Origin of the sequence: Dongia soli (assembly GCF_034044715.1) — a bacterium.
In the GTDB taxonomy this organism is placed as follows: domain Bacteria; phylum Pseudomonadota; class Alphaproteobacteria; order Dongiales; family Dongiaceae; genus Dongia_B; species Dongia_B soli.
The window spans coordinates 255267-280368 of sequence record NZ_JAXCLW010000004.1; the positions used below are offsets into that span (position 1 = coordinate 255267).

Annotated in this window: 23 protein-coding genes; 10 read left to right on the forward strand and 13 right to left on the reverse strand. The window is 59.0% G+C overall.

Features of this window, described 5'->3' with window-relative positions; translation table 11 throughout:
• Positions 1-3 precede the first annotated feature (3 nt).
• Both SMD27_RS15960 and SMD27_RS15965 read right to left on the reverse strand, forming a co-directional pair.
• Positions 4-984 carry an ABC transporter permease gene (locus SMD27_RS15960; protein WP_320509404.1) on the reverse strand — a complete coding sequence of 327 codons (981 nt, stop codon included), beginning with the start codon at positions 982-984 and terminating at the stop codon, positions 4-6.
• Positions 985-1066: 82 nt separating this feature from the next.
• Positions 1067-2182, reverse strand: coding sequence for an ABC transporter substrate-binding protein (locus SMD27_RS15965; RefSeq protein WP_320509405.1), 1116 nt, complete (start codon positions 2180-2182; stop codon positions 1067-1069).
• Between the two features lie 212 nt (positions 2183-2394).
• On the opposite strand from SMD27_RS15965, the gene SMD27_RS15970 reads away from it, so the two are divergent.
• From SMD27_RS15970 to SMD27_RS16005, 8 genes are all read left to right on the forward strand, one after another.
• On the forward strand, positions 2395-3195 hold the full coding sequence (locus SMD27_RS15970; protein ID WP_320509406.1) for a TetR/AcrR family transcriptional regulator: 801 nt from the start codon (positions 2395-2397) through the stop codon (positions 3193-3195).
• Complete coding sequence (locus SMD27_RS15975; protein ID WP_320509407.1) at positions 3176-4969, forward strand: gamma-glutamyltransferase family protein; 1794 nt, start codon at positions 3176-3178, stop codon at positions 4967-4969. Before SMD27_RS15970 ends, SMD27_RS15975 begins: the two co-directional genes overlap by 20 nt.
• Positions 4970-5037: 68 nt before the next feature.
• Positions 5038-6837: a gamma-glutamyltransferase family protein gene (locus SMD27_RS15980; protein ID WP_320509408.1), complete on the forward strand. Its 1800-nt coding sequence runs from the start codon at positions 5038-5040 to the stop codon at positions 6835-6837.
• A 68-nt stretch (positions 6838-6905) separates the two neighbouring features.
• Complete coding sequence (locus tag SMD27_RS15985) at positions 6906-8438, forward strand: acyl--CoA ligase (RefSeq protein WP_320509409.1); 1533 nt, start codon at positions 6906-6908, stop codon at positions 8436-8438.
• Positions 8435-9412: a 2-dehydropantoate 2-reductase gene (locus tag SMD27_RS15990; protein ID WP_320509410.1), complete on the forward strand. Its 978-nt coding sequence runs from the start codon at positions 8435-8437 to the stop codon at positions 9410-9412. Before SMD27_RS15985 ends, SMD27_RS15990 begins: the two co-directional genes overlap by 4 nt.
• Positions 9413-9548: 136 nt before the next feature.
• Positions 9549-10892, forward strand: coding sequence for a glutamine synthetase family protein (locus tag SMD27_RS15995; RefSeq protein WP_320509411.1), 1344 nt, complete (start codon positions 9549-9551; stop codon positions 10890-10892).
• A gap of 17 nt (positions 10893-10909) precedes the next feature.
• Positions 10910-12190 carry an NAD(P)/FAD-dependent oxidoreductase gene (locus SMD27_RS16000; RefSeq protein WP_320509412.1) on the forward strand — a complete coding sequence of 427 codons (1281 nt, stop codon included), beginning with the start codon at positions 10910-10912 and terminating at the stop codon, positions 12188-12190.
• Positions 12191-12337: 147 nt separating this feature from the next.
• Entirely contained in the window at positions 12338-13033 is a 696-nt protein-coding gene (locus SMD27_RS16005; RefSeq protein ID WP_320509413.1) for a TetR/AcrR family transcriptional regulator, read from the forward strand.
• 16 nt (positions 13034-13049) lie between these two features.
• Here the strand turns inward: SMD27_RS16005 and SMD27_RS16010 are convergent, their stop codons facing one another.
• The 3 genes from SMD27_RS16010 to SMD27_RS16020 are packed head-to-tail and all read right to left on the reverse strand — an operon-like array spanning position 13050 to position 15066.
• Positions 13050-13481, reverse strand: a complete 432-nt coding sequence (locus SMD27_RS16010) for a hypothetical protein (RefSeq protein WP_320509414.1) — start codon at positions 13479-13481, stop codon at positions 13050-13052.
• Complete coding sequence (locus tag SMD27_RS16015) at positions 13478-13903, reverse strand: GMC oxidoreductase (protein WP_320509415.1); 426 nt, start codon at positions 13901-13903, stop codon at positions 13478-13480. The genes SMD27_RS16010 and SMD27_RS16015 overlap by 4 nt, the downstream gene beginning before the upstream one ends.
• On the reverse strand, positions 13900-15066 hold the full coding sequence (locus SMD27_RS16020) for a GMC family oxidoreductase (protein ID WP_320509416.1): 1167 nt from the start codon (positions 15064-15066) through the stop codon (positions 13900-13902). The genes SMD27_RS16015 and SMD27_RS16020 overlap by 4 nt, the downstream gene beginning before the upstream one ends.
• Before the next feature lie 102 nt (positions 15067-15168).
• On the opposite strand from SMD27_RS16020, the gene ppaT reads away from it, so the two are divergent.
• Both ppaT and pldH read left to right on the forward strand, forming a co-directional pair.
• Positions 15169-16353, forward strand: coding sequence for a pyridoxamine--pyruvate transaminase (ppaT, locus tag SMD27_RS16025; RefSeq protein ID WP_320509417.1), 1185 nt, complete (start codon positions 15169-15171; stop codon positions 16351-16353).
• A gap of 30 nt (positions 16354-16383) precedes the next feature.
• Positions 16384-17124, forward strand: coding sequence for a pyridoxal 4-dehydrogenase, SDR-type (pldH, locus tag SMD27_RS16030; RefSeq protein WP_320509418.1), 741 nt, complete (start codon positions 16384-16386; stop codon positions 17122-17124).
• Positions 17125-17193: 69 nt separating this feature from the next.
• Here pldH and pldA read toward each other — a convergent pair whose 3' ends face one another.
• From pldA to SMD27_RS16070, 8 genes are all read right to left on the reverse strand, one after another.
• Entirely contained in the window at positions 17194-18000 is an 807-nt protein-coding gene (gene pldA / locus SMD27_RS16035) for a 4-pyridoxolactonase (protein ID WP_320509419.1), read from the reverse strand.
• Positions 18001-18102: 102 nt separating this feature from the next.
• Positions 18103-19038, reverse strand: coding sequence for a putative B6 ABC transporter permease subunit 1 (locus SMD27_RS16040; protein ID WP_320509420.1), 936 nt, complete (start codon positions 19036-19038; stop codon positions 18103-18105).
• Between the two features lie 4 nt (positions 19039-19042).
• Positions 19043-20137 carry a putative B6 ABC transporter permease subunit 2 gene (locus SMD27_RS16045; protein WP_320509421.1) on the reverse strand — a complete coding sequence of 365 codons (1095 nt, stop codon included), beginning with the start codon at positions 20135-20137 and terminating at the stop codon, positions 19043-19045.
• Positions 20134-21744, reverse strand: a complete 1611-nt coding sequence (locus tag SMD27_RS16050) for a putative B6 ABC transporter ATP-binding protein (RefSeq protein WP_320509422.1) — start codon at positions 21742-21744, stop codon at positions 20134-20136. Before SMD27_RS16050 ends, SMD27_RS16045 begins: the two co-directional genes overlap by 4 nt.
• A gap of 78 nt (positions 21745-21822) precedes the next feature.
• Positions 21823-22890, reverse strand: a complete 1068-nt coding sequence (locus SMD27_RS16055) for a putative B6 ABC transporter substrate-binding protein (protein WP_320509423.1) — start codon at positions 22888-22890, stop codon at positions 21823-21825.
• Between the two features lie 149 nt (positions 22891-23039).
• On the reverse strand, positions 23040-23957 hold the full coding sequence (fhmpcd1, locus tag SMD27_RS16060; protein WP_320509424.1) for a 5-formyl-3-hydroxy-2-methylpyridine 4-carboxylate 5-dehydrogenase: 918 nt from the start codon (positions 23955-23957) through the stop codon (positions 23040-23042).
• Between the two features lie 68 nt (positions 23958-24025).
• Complete coding sequence (locus SMD27_RS16065; RefSeq protein WP_320509425.1) at positions 24026-24628, reverse strand: glutathione S-transferase family protein; 603 nt, start codon at positions 24626-24628, stop codon at positions 24026-24028.
• Between the two features lie 76 nt (positions 24629-24704).
• Positions 24705-25091 carry a RidA family protein gene (locus SMD27_RS16070; RefSeq protein ID WP_320509426.1) on the reverse strand — a complete coding sequence of 129 codons (387 nt, stop codon included), beginning with the start codon at positions 25089-25091 and terminating at the stop codon, positions 24705-24707.
• Positions 25092-25102 lie beyond the last annotated feature (11 nt).

A 25102-nucleotide genomic window follows, 5' to 3' on the forward strand; every position in this document is an offset into this window, starting at 1 on the left:
ATGTTACTCCCGTACCGGTCTACGTCGCTGCCCGGTGGTCCACAGGAACAAGCAGACGATCAGGGTTACGACCAGCATCATGACAATGGAGACCGCCGCACCCATCGGGGCATTGTCGGATCTGGTGACAAGCGACTGGATCACGCTACCAAGCATCATGCCGGAGGTGCCGCCCACCAGAGCCGGTGTCACGTAGTCGCCCACGGTTGGGATGAAAACCAGCAGGGTCGACGCCAGGGTCCCTGGCATCGACAGAGGCAAGGTGACGCGCAAGAAGCGCTTGACGGGGCTGTCGCCAAGATCGGTTGCCGCCTCCAACAGCGAGCGGTCGATCTTTTCCAGCGAAACATAGATCGGCAGGATGGCATAGGCCGCCCATGCATGGCTAAGGGTGATCGTGACCGCGATCGGGTTATAGAGCAGGAATTCCAGCGGCTTGGAAATGAAGCCCAATCCCATCAAGCTGGAATTGATAACGCCATCGAAACCTAGAATGACCTTCCAGGCGAAGATACGCAGCAAATAGCTGATCCAAAACGGCACTGTGATCAGGATGATCCAGACCAGTTTGTGCTGGCGGACGCGGAAGGCCAGGAAATAGGCCATGGGGTAAGAGAGCAGCAAGATCACCGTGGTGGCGATTGCCGACATGCAGACGGATCGGATGAGCAGGTTTATGTAGAGCGGCGATTCATCATAAGCAAAAAACTGCCGATAGTTCTCGAGCGTGAACGTCCGGTCGAAAACGATGCCGTCCTGCGTCCAGAAACTGAGGATGACCAGCATGACCAATGGGATGCCGAGCAGCGAGATCATGACCAGCAAGGTCGGCGACAGCAGGAGATAGCCCCTGACCGCTTCCGATCTCAGCCACAAACGCCGCAGCTTCCAACTGAGTGAATTGGAAGGATTTACGGATGTCATGGAATTGGTCGAGGACCGGATCGACGCGATCGCGGAATCCTCCTGTTTTGCAACACTCATTTAGATGCCGGCTTCCCTCTGTTCATATCCGGAACGGCACGGCCAAGCTTGCAGCAGTTGCAAGCTTGGCCGTTTGATGACCTCAGCCGCCGGCTTTGATCGTATTGAACAGGCTGACGTATTTCTTTCGGCGGTCTTCCGGCACGGCGCGCAGAAATACCGTTCGCCCCATCATCTCGCTCGGATTGCTGATCCCCAGTGAATCGAGCACCTTGGGATCGACCAGGTCGAAGGCTTTCTTATTGGCATGGCCGGTCCCGAGTGCCTCTACCAGGTATTTGCCGGCCTCGGGCGAAGTGAAGGCATTGATGAAGTCATAGGCGAGATCCTCATGCGCGACATCCTTCATGAGCACCAGGCCGCAAACCCAGGTCCGCATCCCTTCCTTGGGATTCATATAAGCGACGGGAAGGCCCTGCTTCTTCAACCGTGCAACGGCGTCGTTCCAGGCATAGGCGGCGACTAGCTCACCAGAGGCCAGGCCCTGTTCGGCCGTCGACTGATCCGACCAGTAGAAGCGTACATTGTCGCGTTGATGTCGCAGGAGCTTCGCGCATTCCTTCAGTTGCTCGTCGGAAACATCGAAGATATCCGGGAAGCCCAGAATTGCGGCGGCAATCTCGACATTGGGCGGCCCGGAATCATAACTTGAAATCTGCCCTTTATAGCGGTCATCCGTGAACAGCAACGACCAGGACGGGTCGCCTTTGATCTCAACCTTGTCCCTGCGATAAAGGATGGAAGTGTTCCCCCAATCGAATGGGATGAACCATCTCTTCCCTGCCTCATCGACCGTCGCCGGCAGCTTCTGGATTTCCGGCCAGAAATCCTGGACATGGGCCAGCTTGGCCTCGTCAAAAGCCTTGATCATCCCTGACTTCCGCCAGCGCGCCATGTCATCGGCACAGGGATGAGCGATATCGACCTTATAGCCGCCCGCGAGTTTGCTGAAGGCCTCATCCGTATCACCGAAGAAGCTGACATTCGGCGTACCGTGTTTTTTGAGATAATCCGGGAAGAGCTTGGGATCGTTGTAGGTCGTCCAGGTGTAGACAGAAACTTGATCGGCAGCGAATGCCCGGCCGCGTGTAGCACTCATGACGGCAACGCCGAGACCGACCGAGCCCAATGCCTTCAGCATCGACCTTCGGTCCAACGGCTTTTGCCGGAGCTGCTTTTCGATCTCACGCCACTCCATTCCATCCTCCCACAATTTTGGTTGATTAAATTCTTTTAGTCGAATAAAAGATTACTGGAGTTTTTCGGCAGTCGTCAAGGGAGAGAAAGCTCCGGCCTTTGTTTTTCTGCAAAATCAAGACTCAGGGCTCCCTGCCTCACGATTGGCCTCAGATATAGATTGTCGAAGAACGTCCCGTCAGTCGGACATCGGGAGGATCGGGGGTATCATTAATGAACGTAGCGGGGCGACGGAAAGCGAAACGATCCGCGAGGGAGCCACGCGCGGCCCAAGAAATTGCCGCGCCGGCAAAAGAAGCGCCTCTACGCGATCGCAAAAAGGCGACACAGCGAACCAACCTTCTGCGCATCGCTTATGTCCTGTTCCGCAAGGAGGGCTTCGACCAGGTTCGCCTCGAAGATATTGCCTTCCATGCCAATGTGTCCGTCCCCACTTTCTATAATTACTTCAGCAATAAACGGGATCTGCTGATCGCAATCCTAATGCAGGACCGCAAGGATGGCGCGCCCTCCTATGAAAAGGTTCTTGCCAATCCGCCGGGCGATCCAGGCGATGCCATCGCCGAGCTCATCTATGCCAATGTGGCCATTATCCGCAGCCCATCCGATAAGCGGTTGTGGCGCGAGATCTTTGCAGCCGTGGCTCTGAGCCATGATCGCGAACAAGATGCTTTCAATCGTAACCACCAATCGTTCAAAACCTATATTAAACGCTTGCTGCAACACTTCGTCGACAACCAGGTCCTGCCACCGGATTATCCGCTGGATCTAGCCTCCGACTTGATCTTCGCGCTGAATGCTCAAAACTTGCGGCGCCTGGCGGCCAGCAAATGCTGCACGCCGGAGGATATCCGCGACCTCACCCGCCGGCAGATGCGCCTGCTGCTGCGTCGTAACGAAGATGCGGTCGAGGATATCCGTCCGCCATCTCCCCGGAAACGCGCCATACCTAACCACCCAGTCAAGAAACGCTCACGTCCGGAAAGATCGATTCATGTTCAAAACAAGGCCTGAAGTAAACGGTACCTTTGGTGTTGTGACCTCGACGCATTGGCTGGCCACCGCGGCGGGCATGTCAATTCTGGAAAAAGGCGGCAATGCCTTTGATGCCGCCGTCGCCACCGGTACCTCCCTTCACGTTGCCGAGCCGCATCAGAACGGGCCCGGAGGGGAAATGCCCCTGGTCCTCTATGCAGCGGCGAGCGGCAAGGTCGAGGTGGTCTGCGGCCAGGGTGTCGCGCCGAAAGCGGCAACCACCGGAAAGTTCAAGGAGCTTGGCCTCGACATCATTCCCGGCAATGGCCTGCTTCCCGCCGTGGTGCCCGGTTCGTTCGGCGCTTGGATGTTGCTGTTGTCAGAATACGGCACGATGAGCCTGCGTGATGTGCTGACCCCGGCCATCACCTATGCCCGCGACGGCTTCTATCTTCTCGAAAACACAGCGGCGATCATTCGCAATGTCGAACAGCTGTTTCGCCATGACTGGCCGGCTTCCGCAGAGGTTTGGCTGCCGGGCGGCAATCTTCCGCAAGCCGGAAAGCTGTTCCGCCGGCCGCATCTCGCCGCGACATTCGAACGGATTATCCGAGAGGCAGAATCAGCCAGCGGCAGCCGCACGGGCCAGATCGAAGCTGCGCGCCGCTGCTGGTACGAGGGCTTCGTCGCCGAAACGGTCGATCGTTTCTTCCGGACCAGCGAGTTGCTGGATACGACCGGCGACCGGCATGGGGGGCTTCTCACCGGTGACGACATGGCGGCTTGGCGCGCCACGATCGAAACACCGGTTTCCTATGATTATGAAAACTATACCGTCCACAAAGCGGGACCCTGGAGCCAGGGGCCGGTCTTCCTGCAACAGCTCGCACTCCTGAAGGGTTTCGACTTGAAGAAGATGGGCAGCGAGAGTGCGGAATTTGTCCATACGGTTACCGAATGCGCGAAGCTCGCCTTTGCAGATCGCGATGCCTATTACGGCGATCCGGATTTCGTCGATGTGCCGATGCGCGAATTGCTCGACGATGCCTATAATCTTGGGCGGCGCAATTTGGTTGGCACCAATGCCTCGCTGGAACTGTGTCCCGGCACGATCCCCGGCTATATACCGCATATCGTCATCAGGCCAAAGGGATCGACGGTCATCGCCACACCGGAATCGCTCGATTTCAATTATCCGCGGCCGAAGGAGAACCAACCTGAAGCGCTCGCAACCGGTGATACCACGCATTTCGATATCATCGACCGTTTCGGCAATATGATTTCCGGCACGCCGAGCGGATCGTCCTTGCATATGGCGCCGGTAGTCGCCGGCCTCGGTTTCGGCATGCCGGCGCGTGCACAGATGTTCTGGCTGGAAGAGGGTGTGCCGGGCACCCTGCTCCCCGCCAAGCGGCCACGCACCACATTGACCCCGACCATCGCCATGCGGGATGGCAAGCCCTATATGGCTTTCGGCACGCCCGGCGGGGATTGTCAGGATCAATGGGCTCTGCAAGCCTTCCTGCGGCATGTGCATTTCGGCCTCGACCTGCAGGCCGCCATCGATGCCCCAACCTTCCACACCTATCATTTGGTCGATTCCTTCTTCCCCCGCGAATACGACCCCGGCCATCTCGCCATTGAGGGACGTTTCAGCAAGCAGGTGCAGGACGAACTGCGCAAGCGCGGCCATCGCGTCGAGGTCTATGACGACTACGCGCTCGGCTACGTGACCGCTGCGGCGACGGATGAGGGTCTGCTCAAAGCCGGCGCCAGCCCAAGGGAAGCCCAGTGCTATGCCGCGGGCCGATGACTGAACCTGCCGGCCGGACATTGGTCCGGCCTCACTGCAACTGATCGATTGAGATTCTGGATATCATCATGGTTACATCAAGACCGGAAATCGTCGGAAACTTTGGCGTGGTCGCCACGACCCACTGGCTTTCGACCACTGTGGGCATGACTATTCTGGAACGTGGCGGCAATGCCTTCGATGCCGCCGTCGCCGCCGGCTGCGTGCTGCATATTGTCGAACCGGAACAGAACGGACCGGGCGGCGACGTCCCCATCATTCTCTGGTCTGCGGCCAAAAGGCAGGTCGACGTCATCTGCGGCCAGGGCGTGGCCCCGGCTGCGGCGAGTGTCGGCAAGATCAAGGACCTCGGCCTCGATATCATGCCCGGCATCGGTCATATCCCGGCGGTGGTTCCCGGCTCCTTCGGCGCCTGGATGCTGTTGCTGCAGGAATATGGCACGATGAGCGTGCGCGATGTGCTGAGTCCGGCCATCGAGATCGCCCGCAACGGCTTTCATGTGAAGCCCGAGGTCTCGTCAATCCTGAAGAACCTGGCCCCCTTCTTCAGAGAACATTGGCCAAGCTCCGCGGAAGTTTTCCTGCCGGGGGGCAAAGCACCCGAAGCTGACACCATGATGTCCCTCCCCGCCCAGGCGAAAACCTATGAGCGCATCATCGCCGAAGCCGAGGCTGCCGGCGGCAACCGCGAACGCCAGATCGAGGCAGCCCGGCGTGCCTGGTATGATGGCTTTGTCGCCGAAGCAGTCGACAAATTTTTCCGCCAACCGGTGATGGATACGTCGGGGGAGGCTCATGCCGGCTTCATGACCGGCCAGGACCTCGCCAATTGGCGGGCCACGATCGAAGAGCCGATTTCCACAACCTATCACCAATACGAAGTCTTCAAACCGGGTCCCTGGGCGCAAAGCCCGGTCATGCTGCAGCAACTGGCGCTGCTGCGCGGCTTCGATCTCGGCTCCATGGAACCGACGGGGCCGGATTTCGTCCATACCGTCCAGGAATGCGCCAAGCTCGCTTTCGCCGATCGCGATTCGTTCTATGGCGACCCGAAATTCGCTGACGTGCCGCTGGGTGTTCTGCTGGGTGAGGACTACAATGCCGAGCGGCGTAAACTCGTTACCGGACAGGCCTCGCTCGATCTCCGGCCGGGAACTATCGGGAATTTCGGCGGTGGCATTCCGCAGCGCGATTCGGGCTCGACCAAGGTCGCGCATCGCGAAGCCATTGTCGATGCCGAACCCGAACGAACCAAGAGCTATGCCGACTATCTCGCCAGCAAGCATGGCGATACCTGCCACCTCGATATCATCGATCGCTGGGGTAATATGATTTCGGCAACCCCCAGCGGCGGCTGGCTCAGCGGCTCGCCGGTCGTGCCGGGAATCGGTTTCAGCATCTCCGTGCGTGGCCAGATGTTCTGGCTCGATGAGGGTCATCCGAATGGCCTTGAACCAGGCAAGCGGCCGCGCACTACCTTGACCCCCAGTCTCGCGACCCGTCACGGCGAACCTTATATTGCCTTCGGTACGCCGGGCGGCGATCAGCAGGATCAATGGGCTTTGCATGCGTTCCTTCGCCATGTGCATCACGGCCTTAATCTTCAGGCGGCGATCGACGCGCCGAGCTTCTATACCCAGCATTTGCCAAGCTCGTTCTATCCACGCGAATGGCTGCCGGGCCACTTGGCTGTCGAATCGACTTTCCCCGACAAGACCCTGGCCGAACTAAACCGGCGCGGACACCGGCTGGAAATATTCGGGCAATGGGAACACTACAATTCGGTCACCATGGCAACGCGCGTCGGTCCTGTTCTGAGGGCTGGTGCAAGTCCGAGGCGTATGCAATCCTACGCCATCGGTAGATAGCTCGGTTGTGGCCCCAATGGGGGCCACAGACGGCTGTCTTGTTGTTCAGACCGTCTGGAGATCTGCAGATGAACCGTGTTCCCAGGAATATTCGAGAACTCGCCAGTTCAGGTAATCCCGCCGCTGATGTCATCCTGGCGCCCGAACAATCACCCATGACCCGTGCAGGTCTCGCCACGCAGATCGATGAGACGGTCCGTAAGCTGCGCAGCCTCGGCATCCGGCCTGATGATCATATCGCTATCGTGCATCATGACGGCCCGCATATGGCTGCCCTATTCCTGGCGATCAGTTCAGGCGCAGCCGCAGCCCCGCTCAATCCCGCCTATAAGCGCGAGGAATTCGAGTTTTACATGACGGACATCGAAGCCAAAGCGCTGGTCATCCAGGCGGATTTGGACTCGCCAGCCCGCGAAGTCGCGAAGCAGTTAGGGATCGCCGTCATCAATGTGGTGCCGAGCCCAGATGGAATTGCGGGCAAGTTCAGCCTTGAGGCGGATCAGCCGGTTGGCCCGGCGGTAACCGGCGATAGCGGTGACATCTCAGACAATGTCGCACTGGTTCTGCATACATCGGGCACCACCTCGCGGCCGAAGATTGTTCCGCTGACCCACCGCAATCTCGCGGCCTCGGCAAATAATATCGCCCGAACCCTCGGTTTATCCGATGGCGACCGGTCGCTTATCATCATGCCGCTCTTCCATATTCACGGCCTGGTGGGAGCGCTGCTCTCTTCCCTGCATGCCGGCGGCTCGGTCTATTGCGCCGGTAGCTTCAACGCCCTCAAATTTTTCGGCTGGCTCGCCGAGTCGAAAGTATCGTGGTATTCGGCCGTGCCCACCATGCATCAGGCGATCCTCGGCCGGGCCGAGCGCAATAAAGACATTGTCGCCGCCCAGAAACTGCGGTTTGTCCGCTCTTCCTCGGCCTCCATGCCGCCCGCGTTGATGCAGACGATCGAAAAGCTCTATGGCTGCCCGGTGATCGAAGCCTATGGCATGACCGAAGCCTCGCATCAGATGGCCAGCAATCCCCTGCCGCCGGCCAGCCGCAAGCCCGGCACTGTGGGTCTGGCCGCCGGCCCCGATGTCGCCGTGATGGATGATTCCGGACAATTGCTGCCGCCGACGAAAGAGGGTGAAATCGTGATCCGCGGGGCAAATGTCACCAAGGGTTATGCGAAGAATCCCGGCGCCAATGAATCGGCTTTCACGAATGGCTGGTTTCGGACGGGTGACCTCGGCTATATCGATGAAGAGGGATATCTCACAATCAGCGGCCGGCTGAAGGAAATCATCAATCGCGGCGGCGAGAAGATCGCGCCGCGCGAAGTGGATGACGTCCTGATGGAACATCCCGCTGTGGCCCAGGTGGTGACCTTCGCCTTGCCGCATGAAAAGCTGGGCGAGGCCGTGGCCGCGGCGGTGATCTTGAAGGAAGGGGCAAGCGCGTCGGAAAACGACTTGCGCGGCTTCGTCTCCGGCCGTCTGGCAGGATTTAAGGTCCCCTCGAAGATCGTCTTCGTGCCGGAAATCCCCAAGGGCCCGACAGGTAAGATGCAGCGTATTGGCATGGCAAAACGGTTAGGAATAGTCGAGTGAAGATTGCGATTGTCGGAGCGGGGGCGATTGGCGGCCTCGTCGGTGGTCATCTCGCCCGGATCGGCGTCGATGTGACCTTGATCGCGCGCGGCCCGCATCTCGCTGCCATCAAGCAGAACGGATTGCGGGTGACCGGCGCCGGTTCGGATTTCATCGTCCATCCCAAAGCGGTTGAAGACCCGGGAGAAGCCGGTGCGCAGGATTACGTCATCGTCAGCCTGAAATCGCCCGCCGTGGCGACGATGGCAAAAAAAATGGTGCCGCTGCTGAAGGATGAGACCGCCGTCGTCATGGCGGTCAACGGCCTGCCCTGGTGGTACTTCCATGGCCTTGAAGGGCCATTGCAGGGACGCAAGCTCACCAGCCTCGATCCTGAAGGACTACAATGGGATTATATCGGACCACAGCGCGTTCTCGGCTGCGTCGTCTATCCGGCTGCCGAAGTCTCGGAGCCCGGCGTCATCACCCATGTCTCGGGTGACCGCTTCAGCCTGGGGGAACCGGGCAAGGAAGTGACCGACCGCGTCCGCACGCTGAGCCGGCTTCTGATCGATGCCGGCTTGAAAGCGCCGGTTAAGAAGGACATCCGGGAAGAAATCTGGGTCAAGCTTTGGGGTAACGTCGCCTTCAATCCGCTCAGCGCCCTGACCGGCGCGACCCTGGCGCAGATCTGCGGTAATGCGGAAACCCGGGCCGTGGCCAAGGCGATGATGACCGAAGCGGAAAATGTCGCCAATGCCGTTGGCATCCGCATGCCAATCGATATCGAGAAGCGCATTGCTGGCGCCGCGGCTATCGGCGAGCACAAGACCTCCATGTTGCAGGACCTGGAACGCGGCCGGCAGATGGAGATCGATGCCATCATCGGCAGCGTTGCGGAGCTGGCACGGCTCGTCGAGGTCGCCACGCCAACGATCGACGCCATCCTCGCCCTCGTGCGGCAAAGGGCGTCTTTACTCGGCCTCTATCCGTAATGGGACGGTCCAGGTGAGATTGATCTTTCTAATCGCCTGGACCGCGCGCCTGGCTCTGCTCAGAAAATTGGAATGACGGCTGACCTCGCATTGAAACAGCCTTCAAAGCAATTGAGCATGACAACAGGTGACTATCATGGCCAAATCATCTTGGCTCAGAGAACATGGCATTCAAAATATCGAATGCATCATCACCGACATTAACGGCATCCCCCGTGGAAAGGTGCTGCCGGCGGATAAAATTTCCGACAGTGGCCAGAGTCCGGGATTGAAATTCCCGATGAGCGTCTTCGCCGTCACCATCATGGGTGACTATACTGGCGTCGTCAGGGGGGATGAGGCCTATCGCGACGTCGATCTGGAACTTCGGCTCGATATAGAGAGCCTGCGGCTAGCGCCCGGTTGCAGTTCGCCAACGGCGTATGTCTTCGCCGATCCGCATGGCAAGGACGGCTCGCCTTGGAAGCTATCGCCACGCGATGTGCTGAAAACGATCCTCGATCTCTATCGCCAGAAGAACTGGCGCCCGGTCATCGCACCGGAACTGGAATTCTACCTGACTGCACCGAACACCGATCCGAACCAGCCTTTGTCACAGCCGATCGGCCGATCCGGCCGGCCGGAATTTTCCGCCGAGCCCTATGGCTTGGAGGCGATCGAGGAATTCCAGCCGATCATCGATAAGATTTACGAGGCCGGGAAGATTGCCGGTCTGGATCTCGACACGCTGATTCACGAATCCGGCCGGGCCCAGCTCGAAATCAATTTCAAACATGGCGATCCTTTGCGCCTGGCCGATCAGGTGATCCTTTTCAAGCGCATCGTCCGCCAGGTCGCATTGACCCATGGCTGCTATGCGACCTTCATGGCCAAGCCGATCGAAGGACAGCCTGGCAGTTCCATGCATCTGCATGTCTCGGTCGTTGACCATGCCAGCGGCAAGAATGTCTTTGCCGATGCCGACGGCAAGGATAGCGCGCTGTTCCTGAATTTCGTCGGTGGCTTGCAGACCTATCTGCCACAGGTCATGCCCCTCTTCGCACCTTTCGTGAATTCTTTTCGGCGTCTCGTTCCCGGTTACAGCGCACCGATCAATGTGCATTGGGGGCTTGAGAATCGCACTTGCGGACTGCGCGTGCCGGAATCGGATGCAGGCAACCGGCGCATCGAAAACCGGCTGCCGGGCGCGGATGCCAATCCCTATCTCGCCATGGCGGCGACGTTGCTCGCCGGCTTTCTCGGCATGACGGAGAAACTGACGCCCTCTCCGCAGGCATTGGAAAATGCCTATCGGCACGAACACGCCTTGCCAAGGACAATGGATGAGGCCTCGGCGAAAATGGAAGGCTGCGAGCCGATCCTAAAGGTGCTGGATGCCGGCTTCGTCTATGCCTATTGCAACGTCAAGAAAGCGGAACTGCGCGAATTCCAATCCGTCATCACGCCGTGGGAACGGCAACATCTGCTGTTGAAGGTTTGATCGCGGAGGGCATGATCATGGGATTCAACAATATGCTCAATATCGAGCGCTCTTATTACGTCGCCACCGCCAATCGGACTACGGATCATCCGCGCCTCACCGATGTGATCGATGCCGATCTTGTCGTGGTCGGCGCTGGTTGCACGGGTCTTTCAGCAGCTCTCCATGCTGCGCAACGTGGCTTGAAGGTCGTCGTCCTGGAAGGCGGCAAAGTCGGTTGGGGCGCATCCGGCCGCAATGGCGGTCAAATGAGCCCCGGCTTGCGCAAGGGTGCCTTGGGCCTGGTCAAGCAATACGGCGAAGAACGCGGCCGCCTCATCTACAAGACCACCTTTGCCGCCCGACAGCTGGTTCTCGACATCATCGAGAAGCACAGTATCCAATGCGATCTCAAGCTCACCGGCCATGTCAGCGGCATCGTCAAGAAATCCGATATCGCCCATTATGAGGCTGAAGCAGATTGCCTGCGTCGCGTGATGGGGATGGATCACCTGTCGATCCTGTCATCGAGCGAAACCCGGAAGCTCGTAAACACGCATTATGAAGCCGGCACCTTCAGTACGGTCGCCGGCCATATGCATCCGCTGAACTATACGCTGGGCCTCGCCAAGGCAGCGGTGGATGCCGGCGTGACGATCTTCGAGAACTCAGCGGCCATCGCACTGGAGCGGAAACCCCGTATCCGTGTCTCGACCGCATCGGGCGCTGTCGTTGCCCGTCACGCCATCCTGGCAGGCGATGCCCTGTTGCGCGGCCTGGAGCCTGAAGTCAATAACCGCATTATGCCGGTCGGCAATTACATCATTGCCACCAATCCGCTGCCGAATGCTCATGAGCTCATTCCCAGCGATGCGGCGATTTCGGATTCCCGTTTCGTGGTGAACTATTATCGCCTCTCCGCCGATGGTCGCCTGCTCTTCGGCGGCGGTGAGAAATATACGCCACGTCCGCCACGGGATATCGCCGCTTTCGTCCGGCCTTATGTGGAACAGACGTTCCCGCAATTACGCGGCTGCAAGATCGACTATGCCTGGGGCGGGCTCGTCTCGATCACGACATCGAGGCTGCCGCATATCGGTCGCCGGGGCGATGTGCTCTTCGCTCATGGTTATTCGGGTCTCGGTGTTCTGCTTTCGACCCTGGGGGGGAAAATCCTGGCCGAGTCGCTGGTGAAAAACACGCCAGAATTCGAGACCTTCGCGGCATTGCGTCCGCAGGCTTTTCCCGGCAGGACCGCCCTGCGCTCACCACTCTATGTCCTTGCAATGCTTTGGTATGCCATGCGGGACCGGCTATAGCGAGGCGTGATCGTTTGACCCGCTTTTTTGAGTGACCTAAAGTATTTTTCGATATCCGCATCGACTTGGTGTAAAGCCAGGCAAATAGGTCAACATAGATAGCGATATATGCCGAGAGTAAAATCCGCTCCCCAAGCTGGGAAAACATTGTATCAGCAAGACGATCTGCCGGAGCTCAGTCACCGTGATCGAAAGAAGGCGCGGCAGCGTGCGGAGCTGCTGCGCATTTCTTTGGAGCTGTTCAAAGAAAAGGGCTTCGACAGCACCCGCATGGAGGACATCGCGCTCCAGGCCGATGTGTCGACGCCAACCGTCTACAATTACTTCCAGACCAAGCGGGATGTGCTCGTCGAAATACTGAAACAGGACCGCCAAGACACCAGACAGGCTTTTGACGAGATTGTCGAGAATCCGGCTTCGGAGCCAGAGGATGCCTTGGCCGCCTTGGTCCAGGCAAATATGAACAATATTCGCGAACCGGGCGACAAAAGATTGTGGCGGGAAATCCTGGCCGCCGTTGCTCGCAGCCACGATAAGGAAGACGATTCCTTCGAGAAGAATCACGAGGTCTTCCGGCGCTATATAAAGCGTCTCCTTACTCATTTCATCGATGCCGGCAAGCTCGCAAAAGGATTGCCTCTGGATATCGCTGCGGATGTGATCTTCGCGATCAACTCGCATAATCTGCGATATATCGCTTCATCGGAGCGCTGCACGCCGGAGCGCATCCGCGACATCTCGCATGAGCAATTCAAGCTGCTGATGAGCAATTGGCGCGGCGAGGTGAAGGCATCATCGAGCAAGCCGCGAGCCGCCGGCAAGACCACGAAGAAAGGTAAATAGACATCTTATTGCGATATCACGGCATGGCCGGTTGAGGCGTCGTACAGACGGCGCGATCGCTCAACCTGCAGCGTGTCTCGCTCGCGGCTTCCGCCTTCTCACGCAACGGCAGCAGTGGTACATCGCCAATGCTTTCCCACCAACCGGCCGTGCGGCCACAAGCGATCCGCTCGATCATCATCGGCCGGCCGTCAAAACGCGGCACATAGAGCGCGCCATCCTTCGCCGCCCGCATGATCTTAACCTCGCCCGTTTGGCCCGGTGCGATATCGGCGATATCGGACGTCACCCAGTGGCCGAATAGAATGACGCATTTCAGCGCCTCTCCACCATCATTGCGGATCGTCAGGCTGGTTTGCAGATCTGCCGACGCGAACGCCGGTTGTAAGGGCGCAATCAGACATGCCAGAGCGGCGATGCGCATCAGCGGCGATAGAATGATCCTCATGCCGATATCCCCGATAGAGCCGCTTCGCGCGAGACCAGCGGATGACGGCCTCGCAAAAGATCGCTGGCCCGCTCGGCAATGGCGATAACGGCCGCATTGACCGGCCCCGTAGTGATGCTGGGCATGACCGAGGCATCGATCACATAAAGCCCCTCCATCCCGCGCACGCAAAGATCGGGCCCCACCACAGCGTCGATATCCACCCCCATCTTGCAGGTACCGACCGGATGATGATGGGTAAAGGCCGCTTGTTGCAGAAACATCAGGCGATCCGCTTCGCTTTGACAGGCCCCGCCGGGCAGCATCTCGCGGTGGCGCCAATCGGCGAGAGCATCGCTGTGTCCCAGTTGCCGTGCCATTTCCAACGCCTCAAGATAAACCTCGCGATCATAGGTCTCGGCGAGATAATTCGGATCGATCAAGGGTGCCGCGCCAGGGTCCGCCGAAGCCAGGCGTATCGTGCCACGGCTTCTGGGATGGGTGAAGCCATACATAATCGTATAGGCCTCGCCCATGGGGGGCACGAAAAACATTCGGTGACCACGGGCAGGACGACAGCGGCGAGAACCAATTCAGGGGCCTTTGCGTGATCGCCGCCGCCCAAGCGCGGTAGATACATCAGGGATTCGGAATGCTGATAGCGCGATGGCGGCACCGGTCGTCGGGCGCGATAGACATTGCCTCCAGCGAGCAGATGATCATGGAGATTGCGTCCCACCCCGGGCAAATCGTGGCGCACCGCGAGGCCAATGTGGCGCAGCTCCTGCGCCGGGCCGATGCCCGACTGCAGCAGCAAGCAAGTAGAGCCGATCGCCCCCGCCGAGAGGATGACACCGCGTTCCGCGTGAAGTTCCCGCATACCGCCATCATGAGCGAGGGTTACGCCACGGCATCTGTTCCCCGCACCGAACTCAAGTGCGGCAACCCTGTGGCCCGGCAATACCGTCAGATTGGGACGCCCCGAGGCCGGCGTCAGATAGGCATCTGCTGCGGTCTGCCGGCGGCCCTCGCGGATCGTGAGGGTATTGACCGTCGGTCCAACCATTCGGCCGCCATTATGTTCGGGGATCGGCGCGAAGCCGGCTGCCTCCCCCGCGGCCATATAGCTGCGGGTGATTGGATGTGGATCATCGGGCTGAATCAGGCTGAGCGGCCCTTGATCGCCATCCAGCGCCGATGGGCCGAAGGTCGAGCTTTCGGAACGGATAAAATAGGGAAGCAGATCTCGATAGCCCCAGCCGTCGCAGCCCGCCTCTGTCCAGGCGTCGAAATCCGAGGCGTGCCCGCGCACATGAGCCATGGCATTGATCGCCGTCGATCCGCCGATCACCCGGCCCCGTGGCCAATCATGTACCCGCCCGGCCGTATGAACCTGCGGTACCGTTCGATAGCCCCAATCGACAGCGCTGCCTTGCAGGTAAGGCCATTGCAGCGGATCGGCGATGGCGGGATCGCTGGCCCGCCCGCCGGCCTCGACCAGCGCAATCTTCAGATCGGCGGATTCGCTCAAACGTGCCGCCAAGACCGAGCCGGCCGCTCCTGAACCAATTACGATGAAATCGAACCAATTTTGCGCCAACGCCACACTGCCTCCAGAACCAATGCAGATGACTGGTGCATATTGATTTCACTTTTTGGTCCGCGAGTCTATCATGCCGTGAACCAAAAAACGGGGAGACAAAGCGTCATGAACCATATCCGCGAAAAAGAGCCGATTTTTACCCTGTCTGCAGGCCCCGTAGCCGCTTATCCGCGTGTCCTGCGCGCATTATCGAGCCCGATCCAATATGACTACGACGCCTATTTCCAGGCTTTCTACGAATCAGTCGCGCGCAAATGCAGCACGGCGTTACGGACCAAGGAACCGGCGCTGATCCTGCATTATGAACCGGCGGCAGCCATCGAAGCCGCTGCGACCTCGCTGATTGGTCCGGATGACGTGGTGCTCAATCTCGCCTCGGGCGTCTATGGCAAGGGTTTCGGCTACTGGTCCGCCCGCTACAACAAGGAACTGGTCGAGATCGAAGTCCCCTATAACGAGGCGATCGATCCGCAGCAGGTCGAGGATGCTTTCCGTCGTCGCCCCGATATCCGCATCGTTTCCCTGGTGCATCACGACACACCCTCGGGCACCATCAATCCGGCGCGGGAGATCGGCGCCACTGTCCGCAAGCACGGCGCGCTCCTCCTGGTGGATGCTGTTTCCTCCTTCGGCGGCATGGATATCCATCCCGGCGATTGCAACGCCGATATCTTCATTACCGGCCCGGGAAAGTGTCTCGGCGGCGCACCGGGCGTCACCATCGTGGCGGTCAGCGACCGTGCCTGGGAACATATGGCCGCCAATCCAAAGGCGCCACGTGCCTCGGTCCTGTCCTATCTCGACTGGCGCGATGCCTGGAGCAAGGAGAAGCCCTTTCCCTTCACGCCTTCCGTCGCTGAGGTCAACGGCCTCGATGCTGTCCTCGACCAGTATCTCGAAGAAGGCGCTGAAAATGTCTGGCAGCGTCATGCGCTCACGGCCAAAGCCTGCCGCGCCGGCATGCAGGCAATGGGAGTCAAACTTTGGGCTAAGACCGAAGAAATCGCCTCACCTACCACCACCGCCGTACGAGTACCTGAGAGTCTGAGCGACAGCGCCATTCTCTCCGCGGCGAAGGATCTCTATGGCGTCGCCTTCTCCGCCGGCCGCGGCGATACCTTGGGCAAGCTGATCCGGATCGGCCATATGGGGCCTGTCGCCGAGCCGTTTTATGCCGTGATCGCCGTCTCCGCTTTCGGCGGTGCCCTACGCTGTCTCGGGCAAAAGATTGATCTCACCGCCGGCGTCGAGGCCACCATGGCCGTCATCGATGCTGCAAAGAAGAAGTGACAATCAACAATCATCCAACGGGAGGAAAAAATGCAAAGATTTACCGGCCGCGTGGCCATCGTTACAGGCGCTGCCCAGGGGATCGGCCGCGCCATCGCCGAACGCCTGGGCAAGGAAGGGGCCCAGGTCTTCGCGGTCGATCTCAATGGTGCCGGTGCGGCGGCGACGGCCGAGGCCATCGGCGGCAATTCCACCGGTCTGCAATGCGATGTCGCGGAACCGGACGCGGTGGCAAGGTTGCATGCCGATATCGAGAAGGCTGCCGGCAAGCTCGATATCCTCATCAATGCCGCCGGCATTGTTCCCTTCGTGCCGTGGGACCAGGTGACTTTCGAAGAATGGCGCCGCGTGATGCGAGTCAACCTCGACGGCCTTTTCTTGATGTGCCGCGCCGGATCGGATCTGATGCGGAAAAAGAATTACGGCCGCATCGTCAATATCAGCTCGAATTCCATCTTTGCCGGCACCCCGAACATGGCGCACTACGTCGCTTCCAAGGGCGGCGTGCTGACCTTCGGCCGCGCTCTGGCGACCGAGCTCGGCGCCTATAAGATCACCGTCAACACGATCTGCCCCGGGCTGACTGACACCGAGACCGTGCAGAAGACCCCTCACAAGGACGCTTTCGATTTCGTCGAGATGCTGCAAGCGATCAAGGGCCACGGCAAACCCCAGGACATCGTGCCCGCGGTCGCCTTCTTTGCTTCCGAGGAAGCGCATTGGATCACTGGCCAGGCATTGTCGGTCGATGCTGGCATGATCCGCTGGTAACACGGCCTATCCCAGCACATGCAAAAGGGTCCGCCTTCCGGCGGACCCTTTCTTCACGCGGTAAAATGATCAGGAATAGTAAGCGGCGTCCTTCTGGTAGCCGGTAAAGCTTTCCGGATCATGTGAATAAAACAGCTCCGCATCATGCTTTTCCGCCAGTTCCTTCAGCCGCTGCATCGATTTCAGGCTGGCCACAGGATCGAGATGGAAGCTGGAAATGCACATCATGTCCATATTCTTCTGGCTGTAGCAGGCATCCGCCGTGAACAGCATTGGCCGGCGGTTCTTCAACTCCACCATCAGGCTATAATGACCGGCGGTATGCCCCGGTGTCTCAAAAAGCCAAAGTCCCTTGGCGATTTCCTGATCGCCGGTCAATGTCTGGAAGGTCGGCGTATACATGTCGAGCACCGGATCGGGCGGCAGCGGCTTGCCCGCCTTCCTGGCGATCTCAGGCGCGAAGGTCAGATCGGAATAGCCGAGATGCTCGAAAGGCTGATGGCAGCCGCAAGCTTCCAGCTCTTTCGTGTGGCAGATCGTACAGGCCTTGTTGAGATGCTTGTTCCCGCCGCAATGATCGAAATGATAATGGGAATTGATGACGTAATTGATGTCATCGGTCCGCAGGCCGATCTTGGCAAGTTGGCCGGGAATCGTCTGCTCCTTGCTCTGGATCGGCTTTTCGAAGGGCAGGACCCGCTGCACGTGATCATAGTCATAGCCAGTATCGAAGATATAGCGGCCATCCTCATGTTCGATGAGCACGGCATAGCAGGGAAAGCGTAACTCACCGCCCGGCCCGCGATTCCAGAAAGCATGAAATCCATCGATTACCAGCGAGCCGCCGTCGAGCAGATAGACTTTTGTATCCGACATGGTTCGTTCTCCCATCTAGCAGCCGCTGCTTCGTTGCCTTGCAATGCGGTCTGACCTTGAACGCCGGCACCTCCCCGGATACCGGTCCGATCGATTGCTGATTTACCGTTCCCCTCGCACATAAGGCAGGCCCAGGGCCGGCGGCAGGACGCTGTGCCGGGCAAAGATAACGAGGACCAGCATCACCATGGCAAAGGGTAGCATCTGCACGACATCAGTCGGGATATTGATTCCTCCCACCTGCAAGGCCGTCGTCATCGCCAGGCTTATGCCGAACAGCGCTGCTCCCAGCAGCACCCAGCCCGGCCGGCCCCGCGCCAGCATCGCCAGGACGATGCCGATGAACCCGGCACCGTTGGTCATGAAGGGCACGAACAGGCCAGCACCCACATTCGCCATATATGCACCGCCGATGCCAGCCAGGAAACCTGTCGACAGTACCGCGGCCGAGCGCGTCGCGAGAACGCTCACTCCCGCCGCATCGAGCGCCGCTGGCTTATTCCCGGCTGATTCCAGATTAAGCCCGATGAAGCTGTTGCGGAATAGCCAAGCCAGGAAAAAGGCGAGAAGAACCGCCAGATAGACCAGCGCATTGTGGTTGAAGAGGGCCTGGCCCAAGACCGGAATATCGGAAAGCCCGGGGATCGCCAAAGTCGGTGCCGGCGACAGTCTCGGATAGGTGCGGCTGAACTGGACATTGTGTAAGAGCGCCGTCAGCCCTTCGAAGCCGATTGTCAAGGCAATGCCGATAACGATCTGGTTAAGACCGAGCCGAATGCACAGCAAAGCGACAAGGGCGGCAACCACCATGCCGCCGAGGCCGCCGCACAGATAGCCTAGCCAGAACGAATCCGTGTAATAGGCGGCGACGAAGCCGCAATAGGCGCCGAACAGCATCATGCCTTCAATGCCTATGTTCAACACGCCCGCTTTTTCCGAGATTTGTTCTCCCAGGCCAGCTAGCAGCAACGGCACCCCGGCGGTAACAGCGCCGAAAATCAGCGATGTCAGAAAGGATTGTGTGAGGAGGACTTCCACCGCTCTAATCCTTCACACGCTTGCGCCAAAGCTGGTCGAGATATTCGACCAAGGCAAGGAAAAGCAGCAGCAAGGCGACGAGCACCAACACATAATGCTGTGGCACACCGATGCGGCGCGAGGCGCTTTCGCCGCCAATCATCAAGATAGCGAAGAACAGGGTGAAGCCGATCGTGCCGATTCCGTGGAAGCGGGCCAGGAAGACCAAGGGCACGACCACGAGGCCATAAGCCGGATTCCAATCCGCGCGCACCGTTCCCCAAACCCCGAGAATTTCGATTGATCCGGCAAGACCGATCAACCCGGCACTCAACGCGAAGGTCGCCACCGTCAGCCAGCCAACATTGAGACCGGCATGAACGGCGGCGCGCGGATTGGCGCCAACGATCTGCAACTTCAGGCCAAACGACGTACGCGTCATCATGATATGCACCAGCACGATGACCACCAAGGCAATCAGGATACCGGCATGAACCGTGGTATCGAACAAACGCGGCAAGCGGTCTTCCACCGGCAGGTCCGGGGTCTGCGGCACGGTGGTCGATGGATCGCGGAAAACCAGCTTCACCAGCACATTGGCAAAACTGATGCCGAGAAAACTCATCATCAGCGAGGTGATGATTTCATTGACGCCATAGCGCGCCTTCAGCAAAGCAGGCAGCAGCGCCCAGAGTGCCGAGACCGCAACGGAGACGGCGATGCAGCAGATGATCATCAGTGACCGCGGCATCACCTGAATGAGCGCTGGTGCGAGCGCCGCCGTGATGACGGCTGCAAGCAGGAATTGGCCATCGCCGCCCAGATTCCAGATACCGGCGCGAAAGGCGATGATCAGCCCAGCGGCCATCAACAGCAGAGGCACCATCCGCGTCAAGGTCGCCTGGAAACCGCCCCAGCTGAAAAGGCCGCGATCCAGCACATAGCCATAATAGTCCAGCGGATTCTTGCCGAGCGCCATGAGGATCAGTCCGCCCACTACGAGCGCCAGCAGGACAGGCAGGAAGATACGCAATATCGCCGCAAGCGCCGATTTCGCCAGCTTGCTGATGGGCGGCTGCGGCACTGCGGAATCGATTGGGCTTTCCGAGACGAAACTCATCCTTGCGCCGCCCCTGTCATCAGCAAGCCGATCTCCCGCTCCGCCTGGCCGGTATTATCGACGATGCCGGCGAGCCGGCCTTGAAACATAACGCCAATCCGGTCCGACAATTCCAGCAACTCGTCCAGTTCTGTGGAGATGACGATGGTCGCTAATCCCTTCTCTGCGCCGTCGCGGATACGTTCGCGTGCAAGGCGGGTATTGTGCAGATCGAGCCCATAGGTCGGCTTGTTGAAAATGGCAATGCTGGCCGTCTCCGTCAATTCCCGCGCCAGCAACGCCTTCTGGATATTGCCTCCAGACAATTTGGCAATCGGCGTGCGTTCCGATGGTGTGCGGATGTCATAGGTGCGGATCTGGTCGCGTGCGTGCTGGTTTACCTTGTCCCACAGGGTCAGCCCATTGCGCCAAAGCGGGGGGCGCCCGATTTCCTTGAGAACCAAATTCGTCGCCACGGAAAAAATGCCGACGGTTCCCTCACCCAACCGTTCATCGGTGATGTAGCGCAGGCCAAGCTCGCGCCTTGCTTCGACGCCGCCTGCCGTGACATTCCAATCACCAATGACGATCTCGCCTTCAGCCGCCAAACGCTGTCCAGCCAGAACTTCGGCAAGATGCTTCTGGCCGTTACCATCGACCCCCGCAATGCCGAGAATTTCTCCCGGCCGCAACTCGAAACTGACATCGCGGATGGGGCATTCGCCACGCTCGGCAATCGTCGAGACGTGGCGCACGATGAGCCGCGCTGGCTGATCAGCAATATCCCGGTTTGCTCGCCGGCGCTGCTGGCCGAGCAGCACTTCGACTTCGCCGCCGACCTTGTCGCGCGTGCCGAACATCAGATGGATGACTTCCTCAGTCACATCGTGCTGCGACATCGAGACGCGCCGTTCCGGTTCGATACTGCCGACGAGTCGCCCGAGCCGCAGCACGGAGATGCGGTCGCCGAAATCGTAAGCCTCTTGCATCTTATGGGTGATCAGCACAATCGCGACACCTTTGCCGCGCAATCTTTTCAGGACGTCCCCCAGATCGCGCACGCCCTGGGGCGTCAGCATCGACGTCGGCTCATCCAGAATTAGAACCTGTTCGCCGCGCCAGAGCGCACGCATGATTTCGACCTGCTGCTGCTGTCCAAGCGAGAGCCGGCCGATCTGCGCGTCGGGATCAATACTGACGCCAAGCAGGCTGGACAATTGGGTGAAGCGGGCCAAAGCCGGCGCCTTATTCAGGCGTTGCCACCAAGGCCCCCCTAACATCAGGTTCTCGATGACCGTCAGGCTCGGCACCAGCAGGACATGCTGGAAGACTGTGCCAATGCCGTGATCGAGGCTTGTCCGCGGCGAGGCCAATCGCACCGGCTCTCCAGCCAGCAAAATCTCGCCGGAATCGGGCTGCTGCATGCCGGCGAGCATGGCGATCAGAGTTGATTTGCCGGCGCCATTCTCGCCCAGCAACACGTGAATTTCGCCGGAATGGAATTCCAGTGAGACATCATTATTGGCCACGACGCCAGGATAGCGCTTGGTAATGCCGGTCACGGCAATTGCGGGGATGCGTCCTGCCGAACCGCCTTCTGCCCGCGCGGATACTGTTTCTTGAGCCATTCTATTGCCCGCTCAATCGGATCGCCATATGCCGAAGCATATGGCGATCCTGATCTTACACCTTATGCGTCGAACGGGTTACTTCGCATTGACCGAGGTCATCAAGGTCCGCACCTTTTGGGCATCGAAGATCGGTTCGACCTTGATCTTGCCGTCGATGATCTGTTGGCGCAGGTCGGAAATCTCTTTCCAGACATCGTCCGGAATGTATTTGCTGTGCAGCAGCTGGACGGAATTGTCCTTCAGGCCGATCTCGTATTTATGAGTGCCGAACTTATCCGACTTCAGATCCTCGACCATGGCACTATAGACCGGCACCAGGTTCCAGATAACCGAGGAAAGCAGATTGCCCTTGTCGATCGGCGTCTTGTCGCCGATCACATCGATGAAATAGGCCTTGTCGCCCTTGGCCGGCTTCGTCGTCTCGACCGCCTGCAACATGCCAAAGCTGGCGCCGTCTCCCTGGCCGAAGATGATATCCGCACCGGCGCCGATCACAGTTTCGGTGACGCGACGGCCACCGGCGGCGTCGGAATAGGCGGCCGGGCCTATAACGGCATAGATGATTTTGACCTTGTTGTTCTCCGCCTTGACGCCTTCGGCGAAGGCTGCCGATTGCGAGTTCCAGGATGGCGGCTCGCCGGAGACGACGATGCCGACGGCTCCGGTCTGCGTCATCTTGGCAGCGAGACGTCCTGCCAGATAGGCGCCTTGATGGCCGCTCAAGGTATAATCGGCGATCTGGCCCGGCTTATTGGCATCGGGACGATCGACGATCGCCACCGGCACCTTGGTTTCGGCACCGATTTCCGGCGCTGCCGTGTTATAGCCGCTGGCATGAGCGATCAGCAGATTGGCGCCGTCTTCCGCCAGTTCGCGCAAGGTCGGACGCACATCGCCATAGCCGAGCCCGGTCGCCGGCATGAAATCCAGGCCGTATTTTGCGGCCACCGCCTTGGCAGCTTCGAAGCCCTGCTGATTCCAGCCGTAATCGGTCGGATCTTCCGGCGTCAGAATGGCGATCTTCTTGACCTCGCCTGCGGATGCGACGTGTGGCATCAGCAGATTGCCCAAGCCGACAGCGCCCGACAACACGGTCGCCGCCAGCAAAAGCCGCATGCGCTTGGTGAATTTCCTTCTTGTCATTTTGGCCCTCCCAAAGCCTTCCCTCTGTTGCCCTCGAAACGCGCCACTTGTTTAGCAGTTATTCGATACCCCTGAAGTCGATATTTGGCAGGATCGAGGTTTTGATTATACTATCTCCCCGTGCTTGGCCAATCGGCCGCGCAAGCAATCTAACTCTGTAAGGTCTTGCGCACGGAAACCAGCTTGCGGGCGCGCTGCTCGCGCAACTCGGCAATTCGCTCCGGTGTGTAGTCGAAAATGCCGCTACCGGTTTTGATTCCCAGCTTTCCTGACGCCGTCCTGTCCGTGACATATTTGCTGACATCGGTGCGGTTGCAGAGTTCCTTGTTCAGGTAGCTGCCCACCGCCTGGTAGATATCGAGACCCGCCATGTCGAGCAACGCCATCGGCCCGATCACCGCCAGCTTATAACCGATACCCCAGGAAACGCAGGTATCCAGTCCCTCGACATCGATGACGCCTTGATCGACCAGATCGACGCATTCACGCATCAAAGCGTAGAGCACGCGATTCTCGACAAAACCCGGCACATCTTTCTTGACCACGACCGGCAATAGACCGATCGACTTGATCACATCGACCATCCACTTGACGATTTCTGGCGACGTCTTCTCACCGGCGACAACTTCAATCATCGGAATGATATGCGGCGGATTCGACCAATGCATCCCGACCAGCCGCTCTGGATGCGCGACGCCCGCCTGGATCTTGGTGATCGGAATGCCTGATGTGTCAGAGGCGAGGATACAGGTTTTATCGACCAGTTTTTCGACCTCGCGGAAAATCTCGATCTTCAGATCGAGCTTCTCCGGCACGGTCTCCAGGACGAAATCGGCGCCCTTGACGCAATCGGCCAGCGTTTCCGCGATCCGGATTTCCGACCCATTGCTTTTGTTCGGAACACCGAGATTGCCTAACACGGTTTGCGCCAACGCCAGATTCTGCGCGGCCCTCGCCCGTTGGTCCGCGCTAGCGTCATAGGCCGTGACGCTCATGCCGCCGCGCGCCAGCGTTGCGGCAATGCCGGGTCCCATCGTGCCGAGACCAATAATTGCGGCCTTTGTCATTCTGTCCCCTGTCCTGCCTTGCCCTCGCGGCAATGGACTCCCGTTTGGCAGTCCATTGGCGACCGTCCTTAATTGAAGACTTTCTTGAAGGCCGGGCGGGCCAACAGGCGATCGCGCCAATCCTGCAGTTTCGGCAATGCCGGCAGCTCGACCGGAAAAGCCAGGCAGCGCGTGACGATGGAAGCCAGGCTGAATTCCGCCAGGCTGAGATCCTTGCCCGCAAGCCAGGGCTGCGACGCCAAAGCTTTTTCCAGGATCTGCAATTGAGCGGCCAACTCCTTGCTGTCGGTGGCCCAACTGGCACCGCGTTCCTCGGCCGGCTTCTTCGCTTCCTTGAAGATGCCGAGATAGGGATTGTTCAGCGCCGAGAGCTGCCAGTCCATCCAACGTTCGACCTTCGTGCGCGCCGCCGGATCGCTCGGATAAAAGGCCGTATTGCCGGTCTTGTTGCAGAGGTAACGCAGGATCGTATTCGATTCCCAAATCACCACATCGCCATCAACCAAAGTCGGTACCTTGCCGTTGGGATTAAGGTTGAGATAAGCGGCGTCCTGCGTGTTATTGAATTGGCGGCCGTAATCTTCGCGTTGATAGGGAATGCCCAGCTCTTCCAGCAACCAAAGAACCTTCTGCACATTGCCCGATGTGCTGCGACCAAGAACTCTTAGCATTTCATAAGCCTCCCTGAGGGGACAAGCGATGCATCGACCTGCTTGTCTAATTCACTATCTGCCATACCACCGTTTGTCATTGCGGCTTATAGGCGATGGCATCCATTTCGATTTTCGTATCGATCACGGCGCGCGCTTCAACGGTCGTCCGTGCGATATGTCCTTCGGGGAAATACTCCGCGAAGACACGGTTGTAGCGGCCGAAATCCCGGGCATCTTCCAAATAGACGGTCACGCGCACGATGTCGTCGAGATCGGCGCCTTCGAGCTTAAGGATGCGTCGCAGGGCCTCGATTGTCCAACGTGTCTGTTCCTCGATCGTACCGGCACACATATTGCCTTTTTCGTCCTTCGCCACCTGACCGGAGATGAAGATGAAATCGCCTGCCCGGACGGCCGGATGGAATGGCAGGTTTGGGTTCTTCGTGCCGATTGGTTTAATCTTTGCCTTGCTATCGTTCATCTCGGATCCGT

Coding starts and splice junctions, on each gene's coding strand:
- SMD27_RS15965 (WP_320509405.1), bottom strand. CDS start 2,182: ATGGAGTGGCGTGAGATCGAAAAGCAGCTCCGGCAAAAGCCGTTGGAC.
- SMD27_RS15995 (WP_320509411.1), top strand. CDS start 9,549: ATGGCCAAATCATCTTGGCTCAGAGAACATGGCATTCAAAATATCGAA.
- SMD27_RS15975 (WP_320509407.1), top strand. CDS start 3,176: ATGTTCAAAACAAGGCCTGAAGTAAACGGTACCTTTGGTGTTGTGACC.
- SMD27_RS16050 (WP_320509422.1), bottom strand. CDS start 21,744: ATGGCTCAAGAAACAGTATCCGCGCGGGCAGAAGGCGGTTCGGCAGGA.
- SMD27_RS16045 (WP_320509421.1), bottom strand. CDS start 20,137: ATGAGTTTCGTCTCGGAAAGCCCAATCGATTCCGCAGTGCCGCAGCCG.
- SMD27_RS15970 (WP_320509406.1), top strand. CDS start 2,395: ATGAACGTAGCGGGGCGACGGAAAGCGAAACGATCCGCGAGGGAGCCA.
- pldH (WP_320509418.1), top strand. CDS start 16,384: ATGCAAAGATTTACCGGCCGCGTGGCCATCGTTACAGGCGCTGCCCAG.
- pldA (WP_320509419.1), bottom strand. CDS start 18,000: ATGTCGGATACAAAAGTCTATCTGCTCGACGGCGGCTCGCTGGTAATC.
- SMD27_RS16065 (WP_320509425.1), bottom strand. CDS start 24,628: ATGCTAAGAGTTCTTGGTCGCAGCACATCGGGCAATGTGCAGAAGGTT.
- SMD27_RS16055 (WP_320509423.1), bottom strand. CDS start 22,890: ATGACAAGAAGGAAATTCACCAAGCGCATGCGGCTTTTGCTGGCGGCG.
- SMD27_RS16070 (WP_320509426.1), bottom strand. CDS start 25,091: ATGAACGATAGCAAGGCAAAGATTAAACCAATCGGCACGAAGAACCCA.
- SMD27_RS16010 (WP_320509414.1), bottom strand. CDS start 13,481: ATGAGGATCATTCTATCGCCGCTGATGCGCATCGCCGCTCTGGCATGT.
- SMD27_RS15985 (WP_320509409.1), top strand. CDS start 6,906: ATGAACCGTGTTCCCAGGAATATTCGAGAACTCGCCAGTTCAGGTAAT.
- fhmpcd1 (WP_320509424.1), bottom strand. CDS start 23,957: ATGACAAAGGCCGCAATTATTGGTCTCGGCACGATGGGACCCGGCATT.
- ppaT (WP_320509417.1), top strand. CDS start 15,169: ATGAACCATATCCGCGAAAAAGAGCCGATTTTTACCCTGTCTGCAGGC.
- SMD27_RS15980 (WP_320509408.1), top strand. CDS start 5,038: ATGGTTACATCAAGACCGGAAATCGTCGGAAACTTTGGCGTGGTCGCC.
- SMD27_RS15960 (WP_320509404.1), bottom strand. CDS start 984: ATGAGTGTTGCAAAACAGGAGGATTCCGCGATCGCGTCGATCCGGTCC.
- SMD27_RS16000 (WP_320509412.1), top strand. CDS start 10,910: ATGGGATTCAACAATATGCTCAATATCGAGCGCTCTTATTACGTCGCC.